This window comes from Citrobacter amalonaticus (genome assembly GCF_018252635.1).
In the GTDB taxonomy this organism is placed as follows: domain Bacteria; phylum Pseudomonadota; class Gammaproteobacteria; order Enterobacterales; family Enterobacteriaceae; genus Citrobacter_A; species Citrobacter_A amalonaticus_E.
Window position 1 is genome coordinate 1 of record NZ_JAGTXM010000004.1, and the last position, 19,769, is coordinate 19,769.

Genomic DNA, 19,769 nt, shown 5'->3' on the forward strand with positions numbered 1-19,769 from the left:
GCTTTAATGGTGGCGGTGCCGGCTTCCAGCGCCGTCACATCGGCTGCCGGGACGCCCACGCTCCACTTGCCGTCTGCGTCAGTGGTGGTGGTGTACGTTTTACCGTTCAGCGTTACGGTGACGGTGGCGCCGGCGTTCACGCCGGTGGCGGTGCCGCTGATAATCTGCGCCACACCGTGTTCGGCGCTGTTGATGATGTCATCGGTTGCCACGGTGCTGATGGTGATCACCGGGGCGGTGATGTCAATGGTGATGAGACGGGAGTTCTGTGCCGTGGCATTGCTGCTGCTGGTGACTTCCACGCTCAAGGAACAGACGCCATCTGTCAGTGCTGCCAGATCAGTGGCAGGCACGGTGACTTTCCAGATGAGATCACCGTTGTTATTGGCAACAACGGTCGTGTTGTAGGTCACTGAACCTAGTTTAACTGTGACAGCATCACCAACCTCAGCATTAACGACTTTACCTGAAATAGCCTGGCTGGTACCTACTTCGGCGGCATTAAGAATATTGTCGTTGGCAACCACATCGATGCTGATTGCTGGGGCACTTGTGCTATCAACTCGCACTGGGTGAGTAAGGGTCGTGGTGTTGGCGATATTGTCTGTGGACGATACGACAAGCTTCAGGTCACCTGAAGGCAATGCCGCCGTTTGTGCCGCGCTGAGCGTTACCGACCATGTGGTACCCGAAACTGTGGCTGTATAGAGATTACCGCCGATTAAAACGGTAACGGTGGTGACGTTTGCGTCGCAGGTGCCGGTTATGGTGAGGGGTTGCTGTTTTTCGAGTGCGTCAATGGTGTCGTCAACTGCGACGGGATCGATGGTTAGCCCCGGACCTGTGGTATCAACCAGCAAATCATGTGCGACTGTCCGGGTGTTTCCTGCACTATCCATAATGGTTGCACTGATTGTGATGGAGCCTTCAGCCAGCGCTTGTACGTCTTTAGACGAAATGCCAACCTGCCAGTTACCATCAGCGTCAACTACGGTGGTCCAGCTTTTACCATCCATTGTGATCGTTATTTTATCGCCTGGCATGGCACCCGATGTGGTACCGCTAATGATTTGCGATTGCTCGTGTTCGTTTTTATTCAGAATATCGTCAGCGGTGACATTATTGATGCTGATGGAAGGGGCCTGAATATCAACCATGAAGCTGCCATTCGCAGAACCGGTATTGCCGCAGTAATTGATAACGCAGGCAGAATAGGTCTGGCGTCCCTCAGTCAGAGCGGAAAGATCGGCTGCAGGCAGGGTGATCTGCCAGCTCATATCGGCGAGTATAACGGTCTGCCAGGTACAGCCGTTCAAAGTCAGAACAAGGATATCGCCGGGATGAGCATTCGCCACTGTGCCTGATAGCGTCTGGTTCTGCTGCACCTCAGTGGCGTTCAGAATGTTATCGCCAAGAGTATTAAACGAGATAACGGGTAAAAGAGTATCGACAACCAACGCCGTTCCGGTTTGCGCAATGGCCGTTGTTGGCTCCTGACTGCTGTACGCCCGAACAGTCACAGAGCAGATACCCTCCGCAAGGGCACTGACCTCTGTCGCTGACAAGGTCACGCTCCATGAACCATCTGCCTGCGTCGCACAGGCATAATCGGAACCATTCACAGAAACAATCACCGAGGTACCGGCGGGCAGATCGCTGCTACCACTTAATATGAGTGGCTGGCGGGACAATTCGTCGTTAATTGTGCCGCTATTTTCTGGAGGGTTGACAGTAATATGATAAGCGGTTGCATTACCGCCATTACCGCCATTACCGCCATTACCGCCATTACCGCCGTTATCTCCGTTACCGCCGTTATCTCCGTTATTGCTATTGCCGCCATTACCACCGCCGGAGCCACCACCGCTGGCAGCAATACCCGCAACGCCCCCAGCAAGTGCGCCAAGCCCGCCCCATAACAATCCGGGGCTGATGACGGTTGTGGTGGGTTCCATTAATGGAAACAGGCTGGGGATGGAATGTGCTTCAGATGCCAACATAACTGATTCGCCAGCTTCAGGTATCTTTGCAAGGCCGAATGTGATGTGCTCGAATTCACCTGGTGCAGATTCAAACGCCAGGGCGTTATTCTCAGTGGCAAAATAACCGTCACATTCGATCACTGAACCGTCATCAAGATAAATCAGCAGATCGTTTCCGGCTCGCACGTAACGAACCACAGACTTCGGAGAAGCATGGATAACGACAATATCATTCCCATTGACAGGCACTGTCAGCTTTTCTGCCCCTGTAAAATGGGCGGCTTTAGTACCATCGCGAAGGACAACATCAACGTTATGTTTTGCAATGAATGAATCAGTTTTCATGATATATATATCCCGTACATCTGTGTAAATGGCCCGAGGTAACCATTCGAGTTCTAAATATGTCAGGCGCTACGTGTGTAATAGCGTGGCAGCAGTAAGTATTTTTATGAATTTTATACAGCAATAGCCCATTCCTGTTCAGAATCAGAAAGCGAGCGCGGAACAGAAAGCTAAATGATAATTCCCTTATCATTGATAAAAAATATAAATATAATATTATATTTATATAACGCTCATAAATAATTGGAGGGCTTTTGCTCTATGAGTATATATTATATAGCAGCGGTTTTGACAGGAGGGATTATAAATTAAGATAATTTTATTTAAACTATAACTTGTACATTTAGGAATACAGGTCGCAATTTTCTGTGTAACCTCTATGTGTTTGATGTAACATATTGAATTTTATTAAATTTATTTGCAGTTGTTCTTACGGGTAAAATGTCAGGCTGACTTGAGAAATTCATGGTCAGGAGGCTTTGAATTTCTGGAGCACTTTCGAGATGGATTTATACATTGTTAATGCTGTTATTTATTTATAAAATGATTGTTAATTATAAACTGTAATGCATGCTTTCGGATTTTATAATATTCGAAAAGGCCATGTAAACAAAAATAACGTATGTCATAACTATTATTAAGCGTTCAATCAATACAAATGCTGTTGAAATGATATGTGAAAATTTGTGCTATTTCCTGGAAAGACGTCTGGCTAAAAATCAATAATAAAGGCGGTAAACGTAACCATCACTGGCAGCCCTTTACTTACTAATACGGTAACAAGGACTATCACTGTCATGCTTTCAGATTTTTGAATTACTGTATTTTCTCTCTAAATAGAAATGATCTTTCATGGTTTTGAGCAATCTGAAATCGATGAGATCTTTAGCAACAGAACAATTCATCAGCCGTTCTGACAACGACGGCAATGTCAACAAACGGAACTAGTGAAGTACCTGGAAATAAGAGATGTAATGTGAGGGATGTCCATCCTGGTCTTAAATATTGCCGATCGCATCAGCGAAGACAGGAATGCACAAAAAAAGAGTTTGGCTCCTCTGACTGGACTCGAACCAGTGACATACGGATTAACAGTCCGCCGTTCTACCGACTGAACTACAGAGGAATCGTGTGAACGAGGCGCATATTAGCGACGGTGATTGGGGTTGTCAAAGGGGGAAACGCGATTGTATGTCTGTTTGCTGACAAAACCAGCAAAGCGGCGAACTTTCGGTCTCCGCCCGGTTTTGCCCCATTCTGGTGCAACTCTACCCCGGATGGGGCAGATCGGAAAACGCTGACGGGAACCAATATTACCGCAAACAATAATAAATGCTTATTTTACGGGTGGTTAACTCCTGTTTTACGCTTTATCCGAAACTGGCAAGCATCTTGCAATTCTCTCCTGACATCACTGCCAGCATGGGGTCTGGCATCCCGGACAGGAGGCAAAATGAACTTCAGACGATTGAAATATTTCGTGAAAATTGTCGATATCGGTAGCCTGACGCAGGCCGCTGAAGTATTGCATATCGCACAGCCCGCGCTGAGTCAGCAGGTTGCCACTCTGGAAGGTGAGCTTAATCAGCAATTGTTAATTCGCACCAAACGGGGGGTAACCCCCACGGAAGCGGGAAAAATTCTCTACACCCATGCGCGGACGATCCTTCGTCAGTGCGAACAGGCGCAGTTAGCTGTCTGTAACGTCGGACAAACCTTAACGGGGCAGGTGTCGATCGGTCTTGCGCCAGGGACTGCTGCCTCGTCGGTTACCATGCCGCTGTTACAGGCGGTGCGCGCAGAACTGCCCGAGGTGCTGGTGTATCTGCATGAAAATAGTGGCGCCGTACTGAACGATAAATTGTTGAGTGGTCACCTGGATATGGCGGTACTCTACGAGCGTTCCCCGCAGGCAGGCATTACCAGCCAACCACTGCTCAAAGAAGACCTCTTTCTTGTTGGGACCCGCGATTGCCCAGGGCAGAGTGTGGACCTTACCGCGGTTGCACAGATGAATCTATTTCTCCCTCGTGACTACAGCGCCGTTCGTTTGCGGGTCGATGAAGCCTTCTCGCTGCGTCGTTTAACGGCGAAAGTCATTGGTGAGATTGAATCGATCGCTACGCTGACCGCGGCGATTGCCAGCGGCATGGGCGTGACGGTCTTGCCGGAATCCGCCGCACGTTCCTTGTGTGGTGCGGCAAATGGTTGGATGGCGCGAATTACGTCGCCGTCGATGAGCCTTTCGTTGTCGCTGAATATGTCGGCCAGAGGGAGTTTGTCACCGCAGGCACAGGCGGTAAAAGAGATCCTGATGTCGCTGGTCAGCAGTCCGGCGTTGGATAACCGCGAGTTGCAGTTGGTTAGCTAAGCGTTATTCCATGATGGAATAAGATGCAGGTTTTTATTATTTGTTATGCCGGACATCAGACTTTAACAATAGCGACATGTCTGATGTATCCGGAGCGATAAGTGAATTTCCAGCAGCTAAAAATTATCCGTGAGGCAGCCCGTCAGGATTTCAACCTGACGGAAGTCGCCAATATGCTCTTTACCTCGCAGTCGGGGGTAAGCCGGCATATTCGCGAGTTAGAAGATGAGCTCGGGATCGAGATATTTATCCGTCGAGGCAAGCGTTTGCTTGGCATGACCGAGCCCGGTAAGGCGCTGTTGGTGATCGCCGAGCGTATCTTAAACGAAGCCAGTAACGTACGGCGACTGGCGGATTTGTTCACCAATGACACCTCGGGCGTGTTAACCATCGCCACGACGCATACGCAGGCGCGATATAGTTTGCCTGTTGTAATCAAAGCCTTCCGCGAATTATTCCCGGAAGTCCGTCTGGAGTTAATCCAGGGAACGCCGCAGGAGATAGAGACGTTATTGCAAAATGGCGGGGCGGATATTGGCATTGCCAGTGAACGCCTGAGCAACGATCCTCTGTTGGTCGCCTTTCCCTGGTTCCGCTGGCATCACAGCCTGTTAGTACCGAATAATCATCCGTTGACCCTGGTTTCACCGCTCACGTTGGAGTCGATCGCCCACTGGCCGCTGATCACCTATCGTCAGGGGATCACCGGGCGTTCCCGCATTGATGAAGCTTTTGCCCGTAAAGGTCTGCTGCCTGATATTGTTCTTAGCGCGCAGGATTCCGATGTGATTAAAACCTATGTCGCGCTAGGACTGGGAATTGGTCTGGTGGCGGAACAGTCCAGCGGTGAGCAGGAAGAAGGGGCGTTGACACGTCTGGATACCCGGCATCTGTTTGACGCCAACACCGTCTGGCTGGGACTGAAGCGCGGGCAACTCCAGCGCAACTATGTCTGGCGTTTCATCGAACTCTGTAATGCGGGATTGTCCGTGGAGGATATCAAGCGGCAGGTGATGGAGTCTGATGACGTCGCGATTGATTATCAGATATAAAGCAAGAAGCCCGCTAAAAAGCGGGCTTCTTAAATTTGGCTCCTCTGACTGGACTCGAACCAGTGACATACGGATTAACAGTCCGCCGTTCTACCGACTGAACTACAGAGGAATCGTGTGAACGAGGCGCATAATACTGACCTCGCTACGGTGTGTCAACAGTAAAATTAGCACGCCTTTTCAAGTGGTTAATTAATCCCCAAAATAGATGATCAATGAACCTGCGTGGGGGTCAATGGGTCATCGTCTTCGCTACCGCGAAGGCGTTGCAGAGGGTCCTGCTGATAGAACTGGCAGAAACGCTGCCACAGCGCGGGGAACCGAGGGGCAAAGAGCTCTGGGGCGCTGAAAAAATACTCTGACAGTACGGCAAAACATTCTGCCGGATCGCTTGCCGCATAAGCATCAATGCTCGATGCCGTTTCACCTACCAGGTCAATTTCATCCTGAATATTGTTCATTGCTGCGTGCAGGTCATGTTCCCAACTGGCGACTTCCCGTAGGGGGATCAGTGGGATGCCGCTGGCGCGATCGCCATTACGCATGTCCAGCTTATGGGCAACTTCGTGAATAATCAGGTTAAACCCAGAGGCATCGAAGGAGTCCTGAATATCCAGCCAGTTCAGGATGATGGGCCCTTGCTGCCAGCTTTGCCCGGACTGAATAACGCGCTGGTTGTGGACCAGACCAATATCATCTTCCCATTCGTCATCGACGACAAAGGGAGCAGGGTAGATCAGCACCTCATGGAAGCCATCCAGCCATTCGATACCCAGTTCCAGAACCGGCAGACAGAAAAGCAGGGCGATGCGCGCGCTCTTCAGCGAGTCGAGTTCGAACCCCTGAAGCGCAACCAGCCTCTTTTGCTGCAGGAATCGCTCTGCCAGCGCAATGAGTCTGGCTTGTTCTTGCGCGGTCAGGGTCACAAGCAGGGGGATGGCAAGTGCTTCCTCCCACTGAGCAGACTCATTTTGCGCGGTGTCTTGTGCTTTCCAGGGCCACTTAATCATCGATTTGCTCGCAAACTCGTCACTTGAACAAAATTGAAGGGACAGGGTCTGTTAAAATGCCAAATTACCTGGCATGATGGCAACCATCAAAACGGAGAGATGCCGGAGCGGCTGAACGGACCGGTCTCGAAAACCGGAGTAGGGGCAACTCTACCGGGGGTTCAAATCCCCCTCTCTCCGCCACTATTCAAGCACTTACCCTTCCTGTTGTCAGTGACACACATCCCGTTGAGAAAAACGAATAGAGATATAACGCCGAAGTTCTCTTCAGCGCCATCACTTTCGTCACATTTTCAATGATGCTCACCCATCAATAAGCAGCCCGGAATTACAGATTGCCAGTTCCACCATCTACCAGTAATTCCGTACCTACGGTATAACCCGACTCATCCGATGCCAGATAGAGCGCGGCCTTCGCCAGTTCCGTTGGTGTTCCCATGCGCCCCAGAGGCACCAGACTGGCAATATCACTTTGCAGGGTGCGCTGTGCTTCTTCGCTGAGTCCCAGCTTATTGAGTGCGGGGGTGGCAACCGGGCCAGGACTTAAGCCATTAACCCGTATTCCTCGAGGTAAGAGTTCTGCCGACAGCGTGCGTGCGAGCGATAACAATCCGGCCTTACTGGCTGCGTAAACGCTGCTGGTTGGCAGACCGATATGGGCGCTGACCGAGCCGCAAAGAATGACGGAAGAGGGGTTATTAAGAAGCGGCAGCAGCGCCTGCAGCAAAAAGAAAGGTCCCTTCAGATTGATGTGCATCAGTCGATCCCACTTTGCCTCATCCCACTCCTCGAACGGTGCGTGCGTGACGTCACCGGCATTGATGAAAACAGCATCCAGCTCCGGCCACCGCGAGGCGAGGGTTTCTGCCAGCGCCTTTTGTGCCTGGGTATCCCCGGCATCGGTAGCAATCACCCATGCGCTGTCACCCAGAATGCGTTGGGCCTGGGTGAGCGTATCGGGATTACGTCCCGTAACGGCGACATGCGCGCCTTCAGCAATAAACTCCTGCGCAGTTGCCAGACCAATGCCGCTGGTCCCGCCCGTAATAAGCGTGTATTTACCTGTTAAACGCCCCATTTTGCTTCTCCTGAATTGTTTGTGGAGAATGCACTATAGAAGCGTTAGTATCTAAAGGAAACCAGGTACCAAATGGATACTAAAGAGGCAAGAGGTGTGCGATGGCGGAATCAGCCGACGGTGTAACGGAGAATAATTTTCAACATCAACCCTGTCCAATGACTCGTTTCGTCAGTCTGGTCTCCGGGAAGTGGGCAATACCGATTTTGTATCGTCTGATCGTACTGAACGCCCCGGTGCGATTCGGCGAGTTATTACGGGCTGCTGCCCCTATCACCCAAAAAGAGCTGACAAAACAACTGCGTTTATTTGAATTACGCGGACTGGTATCACGTACGGTCTATCCGGAAATTCCGCCGCGCGTTGAGTATCAGATAACGCCATTGGGACTGACCATGCATAGCGCGCTGGCACCTCTGGCTGACTGGATGCGGGAAAATGGCGACAAGCTCAATACTGAGTGACACTTCAGGTACAAAAAAGCCCGCCAGAAGCGGGCCTGAAACATTCTGGAAATTAGAACTGATACACTAAGCCCAGAGCTACGATGTCATCGGTCGCGATGCCGTTGTCCGCATAGAAGTGGTCATCGTTATCCAGCAGGTTGATTTTGTAATCAACGTAGGTGGACATGTTTTTGTTGAAGTAGTAAGTCATACCCACATCAACGTATTTCACCAGATCTTTGTCGGTGTAACGTGGATTACCATCGCCATCATGATCCTGACCACCCAGGTCTGTACCTTTAGATACCAGGTAAGCGATGGATGGGCGCAGACCGAAATCGAACTGGTATTGGGCGACCGCTTCAAAGTTTTTGGTCTGGTTGGCGATACCACCGGTTGTTTCACCATTACCGCCGCCGTAATAGGTCATATTGCGAGTTTCGGCATACATTGTGGCCAGATAGAGATTGTTCGCGTCATATTTCGCGCCAATGGTCCAGGCTTCAGCCGTTTCGCCACCGGCGTAGTTATTGGCGTGGGAACGATCGCCATATCCACGAGAGACCTGATTGTCTGTACGGTCAGAAGAGGAGTAGGCCGCACCCAGGCTCAGACCGAAATCAAAGTCATAGGAGGTGGACATACCGAAACCGTCACCGTTTTCTTTCGCCATGCTACGGGCTTTGTTACCATTACCCGTGCCTTCCTGTCCGGCTAATCCGCCATTCTCATTATTACCCTGATACTGCAAGGCAAAATTCAGGCCATCAACCTGGCCGAAGAAGCCTTTGTTACGGTAGGTGGCAACGCCGTTAGTACGACCCAGCATATAGACGTCGGTCTGGGTGTAGGTATCGCCGCCAAATTCTGGCAGCATATCGGTCCACGCTTCGACGTCGTAAACAACGCCGTAGTTACGGCCATAATCAAAGGTACCGTTCTGGCCAAAACCTAAACCGGCAAAGCCCAGACGTGTCCAGGAGTTACCGTGGTCGCTTTCGGTTGTATTTGCCTGGATATTGTATTCCCACTGGCCGTATCCGGTCAGTTGATCCATGATCTGCGTTTCGCCCTTGAAACCCAGACGTGCATAGGACATATCACCATCACTGCTGGAATCGTCTGAGAAATAGTGCAGACCGTCCACTTTCCCATAGAGATCTAATTTATTGCCATCTTTATTATAGACTTCAGCTGCATTTGCCGCGCCAGCAACAAGTAACACTGGAATAAGCATTGCCAGTACTTTTCTTTTCATTATGTATTCCCTTATGATAATAATCTTCATGAATAAGTGCTGCTTCCCAGAAGAGCACGTTTGGATACTATTCCAGGAGTTCATTTTATTTTAAAAATAACCTGTAACAATTGTATTTTAAATATTTCTAAATGTTTCTTTTGCGATATTTATAATTCAGTTTATATGTTTCATTTAAATAATATTCATATTTTTTATTGTTTTATATTATGTGGTTATGGTTTCTTATGGTGATATTGATAATTTGAATGTTTATCACGTAAAAGCGTATCGTTTTACCTGATGTAATAATCAAAAAATCATCGCAAATGTCGATTGTAAAAATGGAGTGATTAAACGTTAAAAAGGATAATGACACGTTTGCGATGGGATGGATGATATAAGGTTGAAACCAGGATGATGGGGTGATGTTTTATTTGTTTACGATATGAGTAAATAAACGGGAGGACGGGACGTTCTGATGATAAACAGAAAAAACAAGAGGGAGTGCGACATAACTAAAATTGCCCTGGATCAATACATATACAAAATCCATGACTGGCGGTGGTACTGTGACACACATAACAGAAAAATGTGATTATAATCACAAAAAATGAGCGGCGGCATCTTTTGAGTTACATCACAAAAATGGAGTTTCCTTTGAGCAGTATGGAAGTAAGAGCAACGCGGAGTCTGGGCGGTAAACTGGCATTGTGGGTGTTTTACGCTTTTTGCGTCTATTTTGCCTGGGCCATGCTTCGCTATGTATGGGTGATCAGCCACATCCAGTCAATTCCGGTAGCCGGATTTGAAAGTTCGCTTGGCTCAACCAGTGGAAAATGGATAGGGGCTCTGCTGGGTTCTCTGGTGCTCGGGCTGGTGGGACTGATTCTTGGCGGTATTGCCTGGTACACACGGCCACGTCGTCAGTCAACGTGAAGACGCCGGAGAAACTTGCTACTGTAGCCTCTCTTAACGTACGGGAGGCACTGTGGATCTTCAGCACTGGCAATCACAATTTGAAGCATGGTTATGCAGTCATCACACCCGGCAGGACGCCGCGCATGATATTTTTCACTTCCGCCGCGTCTGGGCGACATCCCGGCAGTTGATGGACGGGCAGGAGATCGATGGGCTGGTCGTACTGGCCGCGTGTTATTTTCATGACATTGTCAGCCTTGCCAAAAATCATCCGGACCGTCACCGCTCGTCAGTCCTGGCTGCCGCAGAAACCCGCCGTATCCTCATCCGTGATTTTCCCGCATTCCCCGAGTCGCGACTGGCGTCGGTTTGCCATGCGATTGAAGCCCACAGTTTTAGCGCAAATATTGCCCCCCTCACGCTGGAAGCGAAAATCGTTCAGGATGCCGACAGGCTTGAAGCGCTGGGAGCGATTGGACTGGCGCGCGTCTTTGCGGTTTCCGGTGCGCTAGGCGTGGCGCTCTTTGATGGTGAAGATCCCTTCGCCGAGCGGCGAGCGCTCAACGATAAACAGTTCGCCCTCGATCACTTCCAGACCAAATTACTGGCGTTGCCCGATACCATGCAAACCGAGCGCGGCCGCGAACTGGCCCGACATAATGCCGGGTTCCTGGTGAACTACATGGCAAAACTAAGCGCGGAGCTAAAAGGGGAGTACGAATCTGTCGATCCAGCGGTGATTCGCACGTTTAGTCCCGGCCACTCGTGAGGCCAATTTTATGTTAACCTGACGACACTCTTTTTTGGTCGGTTAACGATATGCAGCAAAATCTTTCAGTAACAGGTTCGCTGGTTCCCGCAACAGACAACAATGCAGACGTTGTGCAGGCGTTATTGGCGAAATTGTTGGAAATATATGATGTTAAAACGCTGGTGGCTCATCTGAATGGAATCGGTGAGAACCACTGGAGTCCGGCCATTTTAAAGCGCGTGGTGGCGAATGCCTCGGCATGGCACCGATTAAGCGAGCAAGAGTCGGCGTTTTTGCGCACCCTGTTGCCCACGCCGCCAGCGCACCATCCGCACTATGCCTTCCGGTTTATCGATCTCTTTGCCGGTATTGGCGGTATTCGTCGCGGATTTGAGGCGATAGGCGGGCAGTGCGTATTTACCAGCGAATGGAACAAACATGCGGTACGCACCTATAAAGCCAACTATTACTGCGATCCGACCAGCCACCATTTTAATGAAGACATTCGCGATATCACGCTCAGCCACCGCGAAGGCGTCAGCGACAGTCAGGCAGCCGATCATATTCGCCAGCATGTGCCGCAACATGATGTTCTGTTGGCAGGCTTCCCGTGCCAGCCGTTTTCCCTTGCCGGGGTGTCGAAGAAAAATGCGCTAGGACGCGCCCACGGTTTTGCTTGTGATACCCAAGGCACACTGTTTTTTGACGTTGTGCGTATCATCGACGCCCGCCGTCCGCCGATCTTTGTTCTGGAAAACGTGAAAAACCTGAAGAGTCACGATCAGGGCAAAACGTTCCGCATTATTATGCAAACGCTGGATGAGCTGGGATATGACGTCGCCGATGCAGAGGATAATGGCCCGGACGATCCAAAAATCATCGATGGCAAACATTTTTTGCCACAGCACCGGGAACGCATCGTGCTGGTTGGGTTTCGTCGCGATCTGAATCTGAAGCGCGATTTTACCCTGCGTAATATCAGCACGCGTTATCCGCCACGGCGGACGACTCTGGCGGAATTACTGGAACCCGTGGTCGAAGCCAAATATGTACTGACGCCTGTACTGTGGAAATATCTCTACCGTTACGCGAAAAAGCATCAGGCGAAGGGGAACGGTTTTGGCTACGGCATGGTCGATCCCGCGAATCCGGATAGCGTGACGCGTACGCTTTCCGCGCGCTATTACAAAGATGGCGCTGAAATTCTGATCGACCGCGGCTGGGATTTTGCCGTCGGGGAAGTAAATTTCGACGATCCGCAAAATCAGCAGTATCGTCCGCGTCGCCTGACACCAAGAGAATGCGCGCGACTGATGGGCTTCGAGTCGCCGCAGGGATACCAGTTCCGTATCCCCGTTTCTGACACCCAGGCCTATCGCCAGTTTGGTAACTCGGTGGTGGTACCGGCGTTCGCCGCCGTGGCAAAATTACTGGAAGAGAGAATTAACGCGGCGGTTGCATTGCGCCAGAAAGAGAATGCGCATGGCGGACGTTCACGATAAGGCGACGCGCAGTAAAAACATGCGGGCCATCGCGACCCGCGATACGGCTATTGAAAAACGGCTTGCGGGTCTGCTGGCGGAGCAGGGGCTGGACTATCGCGTTCAGGATGCTTCGCTACCCGGACGTCCCGATTTTGTACTGGATGAGTATCGCTGCGTCATTTTTACCCACGGCTGTTTCTGGCACCACCATCACTGTTACCTGTTTAAAGTGCCAGCTACGCGCACCGATTTCTGGCTGGATAAGATTGGTAAAAACGTGGCGCGCGATCGCCGCGATATCCAGCATTTGCGGGAACTGGGCTGGCGGGTACTGATCGTCTGGGAATGTGCGCTACGCGGACGGGAGAAACTTAGTGACGCCGCGCTGTCAGAACGTCTTGAAGAGTGGATCTGCGGCGATGGCGCACCCGCGCAGATCGACACTCAAGGGATACATTTACTGTAACGTCTTTTTGTTTTCCACCGGTTCAGGCGCCGGTTTGGCCGGGAAAAGATATTTTCCCAGCGTTACCAGAACCACCGCAAAGACAATGACCCCCAGCGCCAGCCATTCAATCGGCGCCAGACGTTCACCACCCAGCCCTGTCCCCAGTAATACTGCAACAACCGGGTTCACATAGGCATAACTGGTTGCCAGCGCGGGGCTAACGTTACGGATCAAATACATATAGGCATTGATAGCGATGATGGAACCAAACAACGCCAGGTAACCGACCGCCAGGAAGCCTGAAAACGAGGGCAGGACGGTCAGCTTTTCACCGCTGAGCAGCGAGGCGCACATCAGCACAATCCCGGCGGCGAGCATCTCTATTGCGCCTGCCATCATCCCCACCGGCAGCGTAATACGAGAACCGTAAACGGAGCCAAACGCCCAACTGATCGATCCAATCAGAATGAGGATCGCTCCCCACGGATTGCCGCTGAGATTACCGCCGCTGTTAAGCATCACGATCCCCGCCAGTCCAATGGCAATCCCGAGCCATTCGAGCTTGCGGGTTTTAATACCAAAGAAATGGCTGAAGCACAGGGTGAACAGCGGCACCGTCGCCACCACCACCGCGGCGATGCCGGAAGGTACGTTTTGATGTTCCGCCACGGTGACCAGACCATTGCCGACGGCCAGTAGTAAAATACCAATCAGCGCCGCGTTAAGCAGAAGACGAAGCGGCGGCAATTTATGGCCGCGTAGCAGTAAAAAGGCGGTTAACAGTCCCCCGGCGGCGAGAAAGCGGACGCCAGCCATCATCAGCGGCGGCCAACTCTCCACACCAATACGGATGACGAAATAGGTGGAACCCCAGATGATATACAGCGCGAAAAGCGCGCTGAAAAGCGGTAATAACTGCCTGAAACGCATAATCCCTCACGTAAGAAACGCTAACCAGCCACATAGTAAACGCGAAAACTATCGGGCTGGCGAGCGATATAATTCACCTGTATTGTTAGAAAAATGTTGACGAATAACGTCAGTTTCAGCCTCGCGCGTTTTACTCCATACTTAACGCTTCAAGAAGAAAAAAATGAGGGAATAATTTTGGCAGGAAGTAGCTTACTGACCTTACTCGATGATATCGCCACGCTGTTGGATGACATTTCGATGATGGGCAAACTGGCCGCGAAGAAAACCGCTGGCGTACTGGGAGATGATCTGTCGCTTAACGCGCAGCAGGTGACGGGGGTAAGAGCGAATCGCGAATTGCCGGTGGTCTGGAGCGTAGCAAAAGGCTCGCTGGTCAACAAAGTGATTCTGGTGCCGCTGGCGTTACTTATCAGCGCCTTTATTCCCTGGGCGATTACGCCGTTGTTGATGATTGGCGGCGCTTTCCTCTGCTTTGAAGGCGTGGAGAAAGTTCTGCATACCCTCGAATCGCGGAAACACAAAGAAGATCCCGCCGAGCGACAACGGCGTCTGGAAGCGCTGGCGGCACAGGATCCGCTGGCGTTTGAGAAAGATAAAATCAAAGGCGCAGTGCGAACCGACTTTATACTCTCTGCAGAGATCGTGGCGATCACGCTCGGGATTGTGGCCGAGGCGCCGTTGCTCAACCAGGTGCTGGTTTTATCGGGGATCGCGCTGGTGGTGACCATTGGCGTTTATGGTCTGGTCGGGCTTATCGTTAAACTGGATGATATGGGCTACTGGCTGGCAGAAAAAACCAGCATGCTGGCGCAGGCATTAGGGAAAGGACTGCTGGTTGTCGCGCCGTGGCTGATGAAATCACTGTCGGTGGTGGGGACGCTGGCCATGTTCCTGGTGGGTGGTGGAATAGTGGTACATGGCGTTGCGCCGTTGCATCATGCTATTGAACAGTTTGCCCAGCAGCAAAATGCCGCGGTGGCGTTGATGCTACCAACGCTTCTGAATCTGGTACTGGGGTTTATTATCGGTGCCATCGTCGTGCTGCTGGTGAAAGCCGTTGCCAGAATGCGCGGGGTTGCGCATTAAAAGTCGTCCTCAGAATGAGGCAAAACCGGGCATCCTCGTCTAAGGTGAAAACGTTCACCGTATACAGGAGGTAACATGGTTTTTTTGATCAGTGAGGAAGTGACTGTGAAAGAGGGCGGTCCGCGCATGATTGTCACCGGCTATTCCAGCGGAATGGTGGAGTGTCGGTGGTATGATGGGTTCGGCGTCAAGCGAGAAGCATTCCATGAGTCTGAACTCGTTTCTGGTGATACCTGTAGACAGTGCGAAGAAGCCTGATGATAAAACGCCCGGCGAATGTCGGGCGTTTTCTTAAAAAAACGTGACGGCAACAATACGTAACACACAGCGTTATGCCAGGATTAGGAAAGCAATAGAGAGTAGGGAGTGGTCAGAGTGCCGCACGAAACAACGATGGAAAACTGGGGCTGGCTGAAAAAGTTGGCGCGGCGACTCGGCCCTGGCCATGTCGTAAATCTCTGTTTTCTGATCGTCATGTTCTTTTCAACCCTGTTGACCTGGCGGGAAGTGGTTGTCCTTGAAGAGGCCTATATCTCCAGCCAGCGCAATCATCTGGAAAATGTCGCCAACGCGCTCGACAAGCAATTGCAATTCAACGTCGATAAGCTGCTGTTTCTGCGTGACGGGATGCATGAGGCGTTGATTACGCCGCTGGGATTTTCGGCCTTAAAAGATGCGGTTACCCATTTTGAACAGTTGCGCCACACGCGCGTCTGGCAGCTTGAACTGGATAAGCGACGCACGCTGCCGTTAAATGGCGTTTCTGATTCGTTTGTAAATCAAACCCTCCTGCTCTCGCGCGACGATCAATCGCTGGATAACGAGCTGACCGCCGCGCTGGAAGTGGGCTATTTGCTGCGTTTAGCGATCACCCACACATCGCAATTGCAACAGGCGATGTACGTATCGCGCGCGGGATTTTACGTCTCCACGCTGCCGACCTCGCTGTCCAGCGACATTACCACTCGTTACTACGACTACGTGATTCAACCCTGGTTTACCGGGCAGTCGCAGCGAAATAACCGGATGCGCGGCGTGCGCTGGTTCACCTCTCCGTCTCCCGACCTCACTTACGCACAGCAGCGCGTGACGGTCAGCGTGCCGCTGGACAACAACTTTTACTGGCTTGGCGTGCTGGCGATGACCATTCCTGTTTCGGTAGTCGAGCGGTTTATGGATGACGCCATCGACAAGGACGTGGAAGGGGAGTATCAGCTCTATGACAGCAAACTGAAGCTGCTGGCCGGCTCCACGCCGGAACTGAGAAACGCGAACACCTTTGATGAGCGCGAACTGGCAATGCTTGCGCACGATATCGAGCAGGATACCGTAGGCGGCTTGCGCATGGGCAGCCGTTACATCAGTTGGCAACGTCTGGACCATTTCGATGGCGTACTGGTGCGGGTACATACCTTAAGCGAAGGGGTGCAGGGCGATTTCGGCAGCATCAGTATTGCGCTGGCATTACTGTGGGCGCTATTCACCGCGATGCTAATCATCTCCTGGGTGGTTATCCGCCATATGGTCAGCAATATGTTTGTGCTGCAAAGTTCACTTCAGTGGCAGGCCTGGCACGATACGCTGACCCGCTTATATAACCGCGGGGCGCTGTTTGAAAAAGCAAAACAGCTGACCCAGCGTTGCCGAACGCAAAAACAACCGCTGTCGGTTATTCAGATCGATCTGGACCACTTCAAAAGTATCAACGATCGCTTCGGTCACCAGGCCGGGGATCGGGTGCTGACGCATGCCGCAGGTCTAATCAGCGGCACATTGCGTACTTATGATGTTGCGGGTCGCGTAGGCGGGGAGGAGTTTTGCGTGGTCCTGCCGGAAACCACGCTGGCACAAGCGGAACAGATAGCGGAGCGCATTCGCCAGCGGCTGAATGAAAAAGAGATTCTGGTAGCGAAAAGCGCCACGTTGCGGATCAGCGCTTCACTCGGGGTGAGCAGTACCCAGGAAACCGGAGACTACGATTTTGAGCAACTCCAGTCGCTGTCGGACCGCAGGCTCTACCAGGCTAAACAGGCGGGACGTAACCGGGTATGCGCCGCAGACAAGAATTAAGTCGCGGCGAACAGGTGGGTCATGCCTTCCTGCCAACCTTCTGGTCCTTCACGCAGCGTGCGGTAAACCTGCGCGCTGCAGTCGGGATGTAAAACCACCCCTTCACGACTCAGTCCTTTGACGATCACCGCATAATCCATGGCCTCAAGCAGGGGAGCGTCATTTGGCCCATCGCCCAGTCCAATAGTGACCGGACGCCGCTTCCACTGGTGCTGATAGAGATCAATCAGCCCGTTTGCCGCATGGTCTTTCCCTGAGGCGACATCCAGTACATGCCAGAAGCGAGCGCCGTGAACAAACTGTAATCCCAGGTCGTTTAGCCGTCGGGTGAACTCGTCCATGCGTTCGTCAGAGTCGCGCCAGATCAGGGTGACTGATGCTTCATGTAAGCGCGTTAAGCTGGCCTGGGCATGCGTCAGGCCGGTCCACTCGGCAATTGCGGACTCATCGACATCATCAAACGTTGTGAATTTAAACGAGGATTGGGCACGAAGTTTATTCAGCACCGCGCTAATTTCAGCATGCGAAGCACCGAAAATCTGGCGCGGAAAGCCAGGATGCGTCTGCCAGCGGCTGTCCAGTTCAACCACTGCGCCATTCTCAGCAATCAATGGGAGTCCTTGTAAGCCCAGTAACTTCTGGATGTGCAGCATTTCTGCAGCGGTTTTACTGCTGCTCAGGATCACGGGAATATCTTTTTCACGCAGACGGGCGAGCCAGGCGGCGGCAGGTTGCCAGTCCTGGGTGTGGCTGTCCAGTAGCGTGCCATCCAGATCGGTAAAAATGAGCAGTGGGTCATTGAGTGAAAGCATTTTTATTCCTGTCACGTCAGTCGGCATTGTCCTGGATAAATCCTAAAAAAAGTTTTTTTATCCGAAGGGCAAATGGGATCGATCCCGTCATCATGCGCACTGGCAACCGGTTCGCCATAACCATTAGAGGGATTAATCATTTGTCTGAAAAATATTTGCTTGTCATGCAAAAAAATTGCGGATAAGGTTTAGCGTACATCAGATTTCCTGGTGTAACGAATTTTCAAGTGCTTCTTGCATAAGCAAGTTTCATCCCGACCCGCCTGGGTCGGGATTTTTTTCGCTACAGCTCAGCGATTAATTTCCGTTACGCTAAAGTCATGGATATCGAGTTCAAACGCCTCGGCCAGTTCATGCCATGTATGATATTCGCGGCCATCCACGCTGACTCTGTCCGGGTCGTTTCCGCTACGATGGATCTCGCTCTCGCTGATTTCATTAATCGCCGCCAGCAACGCGTCAACATCCACGCTGACTTCACGTTTTGCGGTATCGCTGTACTCTTTCGCGGTCTTCATTTCAACCTCGTCATTAGCCGTGCCACAGACTAAGTATAGACCGTTGAGAAAACCCGCAATCGAACCGCTCAGACGCTGTCAGGCAGTGGTTTTTGTTCTACACTGGCACAAAGCCACAGGAGGATAATGATGAAGGTGAATGATCGGGTCACAGTCAAAACGGACGGCGGTTCTCGTCGTCCTGGCGTGGTACTGGCAGTGGAAGAGTTTAGTGAAGGCACAATGTACCTGGTTTCGCTGGAAGACTACCCGCTCGGCATCTGGTTCTTCAATGAATCAGGGCATCAGGATGGTATCTTTGTGGAGAAGGCAGAGTAGGAGTGCGACGGCCGATGTAAACCCGGCTGGTGGGACATCCACCAGTCGGGACGTCTTATCGCATGTTAACAAAGATACCGTTGGTCACATTATCGGTCAGTCTGACGACATGATAGATAACCTGTTTGTTATGCGTCTTTATCTTTCGTTTTATATTCCCCTTATGGGATGACACCGTTTTCGCCTTGATATTCATTTGATCTGAAATTTGAATTGTTCCCTGGCCTTCCATCCACATGCGTAGCATGCTGGACTCGGTACGACTTAATGATAACGTCGGTAAATTTATAACCCCGGCGGAATCCGTCTCTTTTTTCAGAATATCGCCAAGAAGATCGTCCAGTGATTCTGGTTTTATTGATTTTGAACTGATCAATAAGTTTTTTCTGACTAACAGATATTCATCAAAATGCACATTGGCAATTGCCATAAAAACAATAAATAGCGTATTGGGATGCTGATTAATGATTTGCTTTATATGCTGACTGTTGGCTGGATCATGGATAAAACAGTCTTCATTAATAAACACCACAGAAGGTTGGTGTGTATCACAAGCGATGTCGAGTTCGTCAACGGTTTCGATGTCGTTGATTTCCCTTTTTTTCACCCCTCTGCTTACCAGATACCCGGTCAAACCTAGCCGGGTGTAACTGCATAGATCCATAATAATCGTTGACATGGCTTACCCTCACTCAATGCGTAACGATAATTCCCCTTACCTGAATATCTCATCACAACTTAACGGAACCGAATGTTTCACCTAATGAGACGCGTTTGCGGTTTTCAGGCGGACTTACTATCCCGTAAAGTTACGTATAATTTGCCTGGAATTGTCTTAAAGTAAAGTAAATGTTGCGTTATGTGAGTGAGATAAAAACAAATAAAGCGCGTGAGAGTTATCCTGGTA

The 19,769-nt window shown here is 51.0% G+C and carries 19 protein-coding genes and 3 tRNA genes; 12 read left to right on the forward strand and 10 right to left on the reverse strand.

Annotation, left to right across the window (positions count from 1 at the left end; genetic code table 11):
* Nucleotides 1–2,327 (reverse strand): Ig-like domain-containing protein (locus tag KE671_RS12690; protein ID WP_206163248.1); only part of this gene is annotated, 2,327 nt, incomplete at its 3' end.
* A 1,050-nt stretch (nt 2,328–3,377) separates the two neighbouring features.
* Nucleotides 3,378–3,453 (reverse strand) — tRNA-Asn (locus KE671_RS12695).
* A 327-nt stretch (nt 3,454–3,780) separates the two neighbouring features.
* Here KE671_RS12695 and nac point away from each other — a divergent pair.
* Together nac and cbl are read left to right on the forward strand one after the other, a co-directional pair.
* Nucleotides 3,781–4,698 (forward strand): nitrogen assimilation transcriptional regulator NAC, encoded by a 918-nt coding sequence (nac, locus tag KE671_RS12700; RefSeq protein ID WP_061069981.1) that lies wholly within the window; start codon nt 3,781–3,783, stop codon nt 4,696–4,698.
* A 101-nt stretch (nt 4,699–4,799) separates the two neighbouring features.
* Complete coding sequence (gene cbl / locus KE671_RS12705) at nt 4,800–5,750, forward strand: HTH-type transcriptional regulator Cbl (RefSeq protein WP_206163249.1); 951 nt, start codon at nt 4,800–4,802, stop codon at nt 5,748–5,750.
* A gap of 36 nt (nt 5,751–5,786) precedes the next feature.
* Here the strand turns inward: cbl and KE671_RS12710 are convergent.
* Together KE671_RS12710 and mtfA are read right to left on the reverse strand one after the other, a co-directional pair.
* Nucleotides 5,787–5,862 (reverse strand) — tRNA-Asn (locus KE671_RS12710).
* 100 nt (nt 5,863–5,962) lie between these two features.
* Nucleotides 5,963–6,760: a DgsA anti-repressor MtfA gene (gene mtfA, locus KE671_RS12715; protein ID WP_206163250.1), complete on the reverse strand. Its 798-nt coding sequence runs from the start codon at nt 6,758–6,760 to the stop codon at nt 5,963–5,965.
* A 93-nt stretch (nt 6,761–6,853) separates the two neighbouring features.
* Between mtfA and KE671_RS12720 the strand changes: the two genes are divergently transcribed.
* Nucleotides 6,854–6,943, forward strand: a tRNA-Ser gene (locus KE671_RS12720).
* Between the two features lie 145 nt (nt 6,944–7,088).
* On the opposite strand, the gene KE671_RS12725 is transcribed toward KE671_RS12720, so the two are convergent.
* The gene (locus KE671_RS12725; RefSeq protein WP_206163251.1) at nt 7,089–7,838 is read right to left on the reverse strand and encodes an SDR family oxidoreductase; all 750 of its coding nucleotides are present in this window, start codon (nt 7,836–7,838) and stop codon (nt 7,089–7,091) included.
* Between the two features lie 101 nt (nt 7,839–7,939).
* Here KE671_RS12725 and KE671_RS12730 point away from each other — a divergent pair, with 101 nt between their 5' ends.
* Nucleotides 7,940–8,302, forward strand: a complete 363-nt coding sequence (locus tag KE671_RS12730; protein WP_206163252.1) for a winged helix-turn-helix transcriptional regulator — start codon at nt 7,940–7,942, stop codon at nt 8,300–8,302.
* Between the two features lie 52 nt (nt 8,303–8,354).
* Here KE671_RS12730 and ompC read toward each other — a convergent pair whose 3' ends face one another.
* Nucleotides 8,355–9,542 carry a porin OmpC gene (gene ompC / locus KE671_RS12735; protein WP_206163253.1) on the reverse strand — a complete coding sequence of 396 codons (1,188 nt, stop codon included), beginning with the start codon at nt 9,540–9,542 and terminating at the stop codon, nt 8,355–8,357.
* Between the two features lie 648 nt (nt 9,543–10,190).
* Between ompC and drpB the strand changes: the two genes are divergently transcribed.
* Genes drpB through KE671_RS12755 form a run of 4 tightly spaced genes read left to right on the forward strand, consistent with a single transcriptional unit; the run spans nt 10,191 to nt 13,143 of the window.
* A complete protein-coding gene (drpB, locus tag KE671_RS12740; protein ID WP_206163683.1) occupies nt 10,191–10,460 on the forward strand; it encodes a cell division protein DrpB in 270 nt (89 codons plus the stop codon).
* Nucleotides 10,461–10,512: 52 nt separating this feature from the next.
* Nucleotides 10,513–11,211: a phosphohydrolase gene (locus KE671_RS12745; protein ID WP_206163254.1), complete on the forward strand. Its 699-nt coding sequence runs from the start codon at nt 10,513–10,515 to the stop codon at nt 11,209–11,211.
* A 50-nt stretch (nt 11,212–11,261) separates the two neighbouring features.
* Nucleotides 11,262–12,695, forward strand: a complete 1,434-nt coding sequence (locus KE671_RS12750; protein ID WP_206163255.1) for a DNA cytosine methyltransferase — start codon at nt 11,262–11,264, stop codon at nt 12,693–12,695.
* The gene (locus KE671_RS12755; protein ID WP_206163256.1) at nt 12,676–13,143 is read left to right on the forward strand and encodes a very short patch repair endonuclease; all 468 of its coding nucleotides are present in this window, start codon (nt 12,676–12,678) and stop codon (nt 13,141–13,143) included. The genes KE671_RS12750 and KE671_RS12755 overlap by 20 nt, the downstream gene beginning before the upstream one ends.
* On the opposite strand, the gene yedA is transcribed toward KE671_RS12755, so the two are convergent.
* A complete protein-coding gene (gene yedA, locus KE671_RS12760; protein WP_206163257.1) occupies nt 13,135–14,055 on the reverse strand; it encodes a drug/metabolite exporter YedA in 921 nt (306 codons plus the stop codon). The two genes, KE671_RS12755 and yedA, sit on opposite strands and share 9 nt — an antisense overlap.
* 171 nt (nt 14,056–14,226) lie before the next feature.
* On the opposite strand from yedA, the gene KE671_RS12765 reads away from it, so the two are divergent.
* From KE671_RS12765 to dgcQ, 3 genes are all read left to right on the forward strand, one after another.
* Nucleotides 14,227–15,144 carry a DUF808 family protein gene (locus KE671_RS12765; RefSeq protein WP_206163684.1) on the forward strand — a complete coding sequence of 306 codons (918 nt, stop codon included), beginning with the start codon at nt 14,227–14,229 and terminating at the stop codon, nt 15,142–15,144.
* A gap of 75 nt (nt 15,145–15,219) precedes the next feature.
* The gene (locus KE671_RS12770; protein ID WP_206163258.1) at nt 15,220–15,402 is read left to right on the forward strand and encodes a YodC family protein; all 183 of its coding nucleotides are present in this window, start codon (nt 15,220–15,222) and stop codon (nt 15,400–15,402) included.
* A 117-nt stretch (nt 15,403–15,519) separates the two neighbouring features.
* Entirely contained in the window at nt 15,520–17,214 is a 1,695-nt protein-coding gene (gene dgcQ, locus KE671_RS12775) for a cellulose biosynthesis regulator diguanylate cyclase DgcQ (RefSeq protein WP_206163259.1), read from the forward strand.
* Here dgcQ and KE671_RS12780 read toward each other — a convergent pair.
* On the reverse strand, nt 17,211–18,026 hold the full coding sequence (locus KE671_RS12780) for a mannosyl-3-phosphoglycerate phosphatase-related protein (RefSeq protein WP_206163260.1): 816 nt from the start codon (nt 18,024–18,026) through the stop codon (nt 17,211–17,213). The genes dgcQ and KE671_RS12780 overlap by 4 nt on opposite strands.
* Before the next feature lie 290 nt (nt 18,027–18,316).
* On the reverse strand, nt 18,317–18,544 hold the full coding sequence (yodD, locus tag KE671_RS12785; protein WP_042318260.1) for a YodD family peroxide/acid resistance protein: 228 nt from the start codon (nt 18,542–18,544) through the stop codon (nt 18,317–18,319).
* A gap of 129 nt (nt 18,545–18,673) precedes the next feature.
* Here yodD and dsrB point away from each other — a divergent pair, with 129 nt between their 5' ends.
* Nucleotides 18,674–18,862, forward strand: coding sequence for a protein DsrB (gene dsrB, locus KE671_RS12790; RefSeq protein ID WP_042318262.1), 189 nt, complete (start codon nt 18,674–18,676; stop codon nt 18,860–18,862).
* 55 nt (nt 18,863–18,917) lie between these two features.
* Here dsrB and rcsA read toward each other — a convergent pair whose 3' ends face one another.
* A complete protein-coding gene (gene rcsA, locus KE671_RS12795; RefSeq protein ID WP_046481259.1) occupies nt 18,918–19,541 on the reverse strand; it encodes a transcriptional regulator RcsA in 624 nt (207 codons plus the stop codon).
* Between the last annotated feature and the right edge of the window lie 228 nt (nt 19,542–19,769).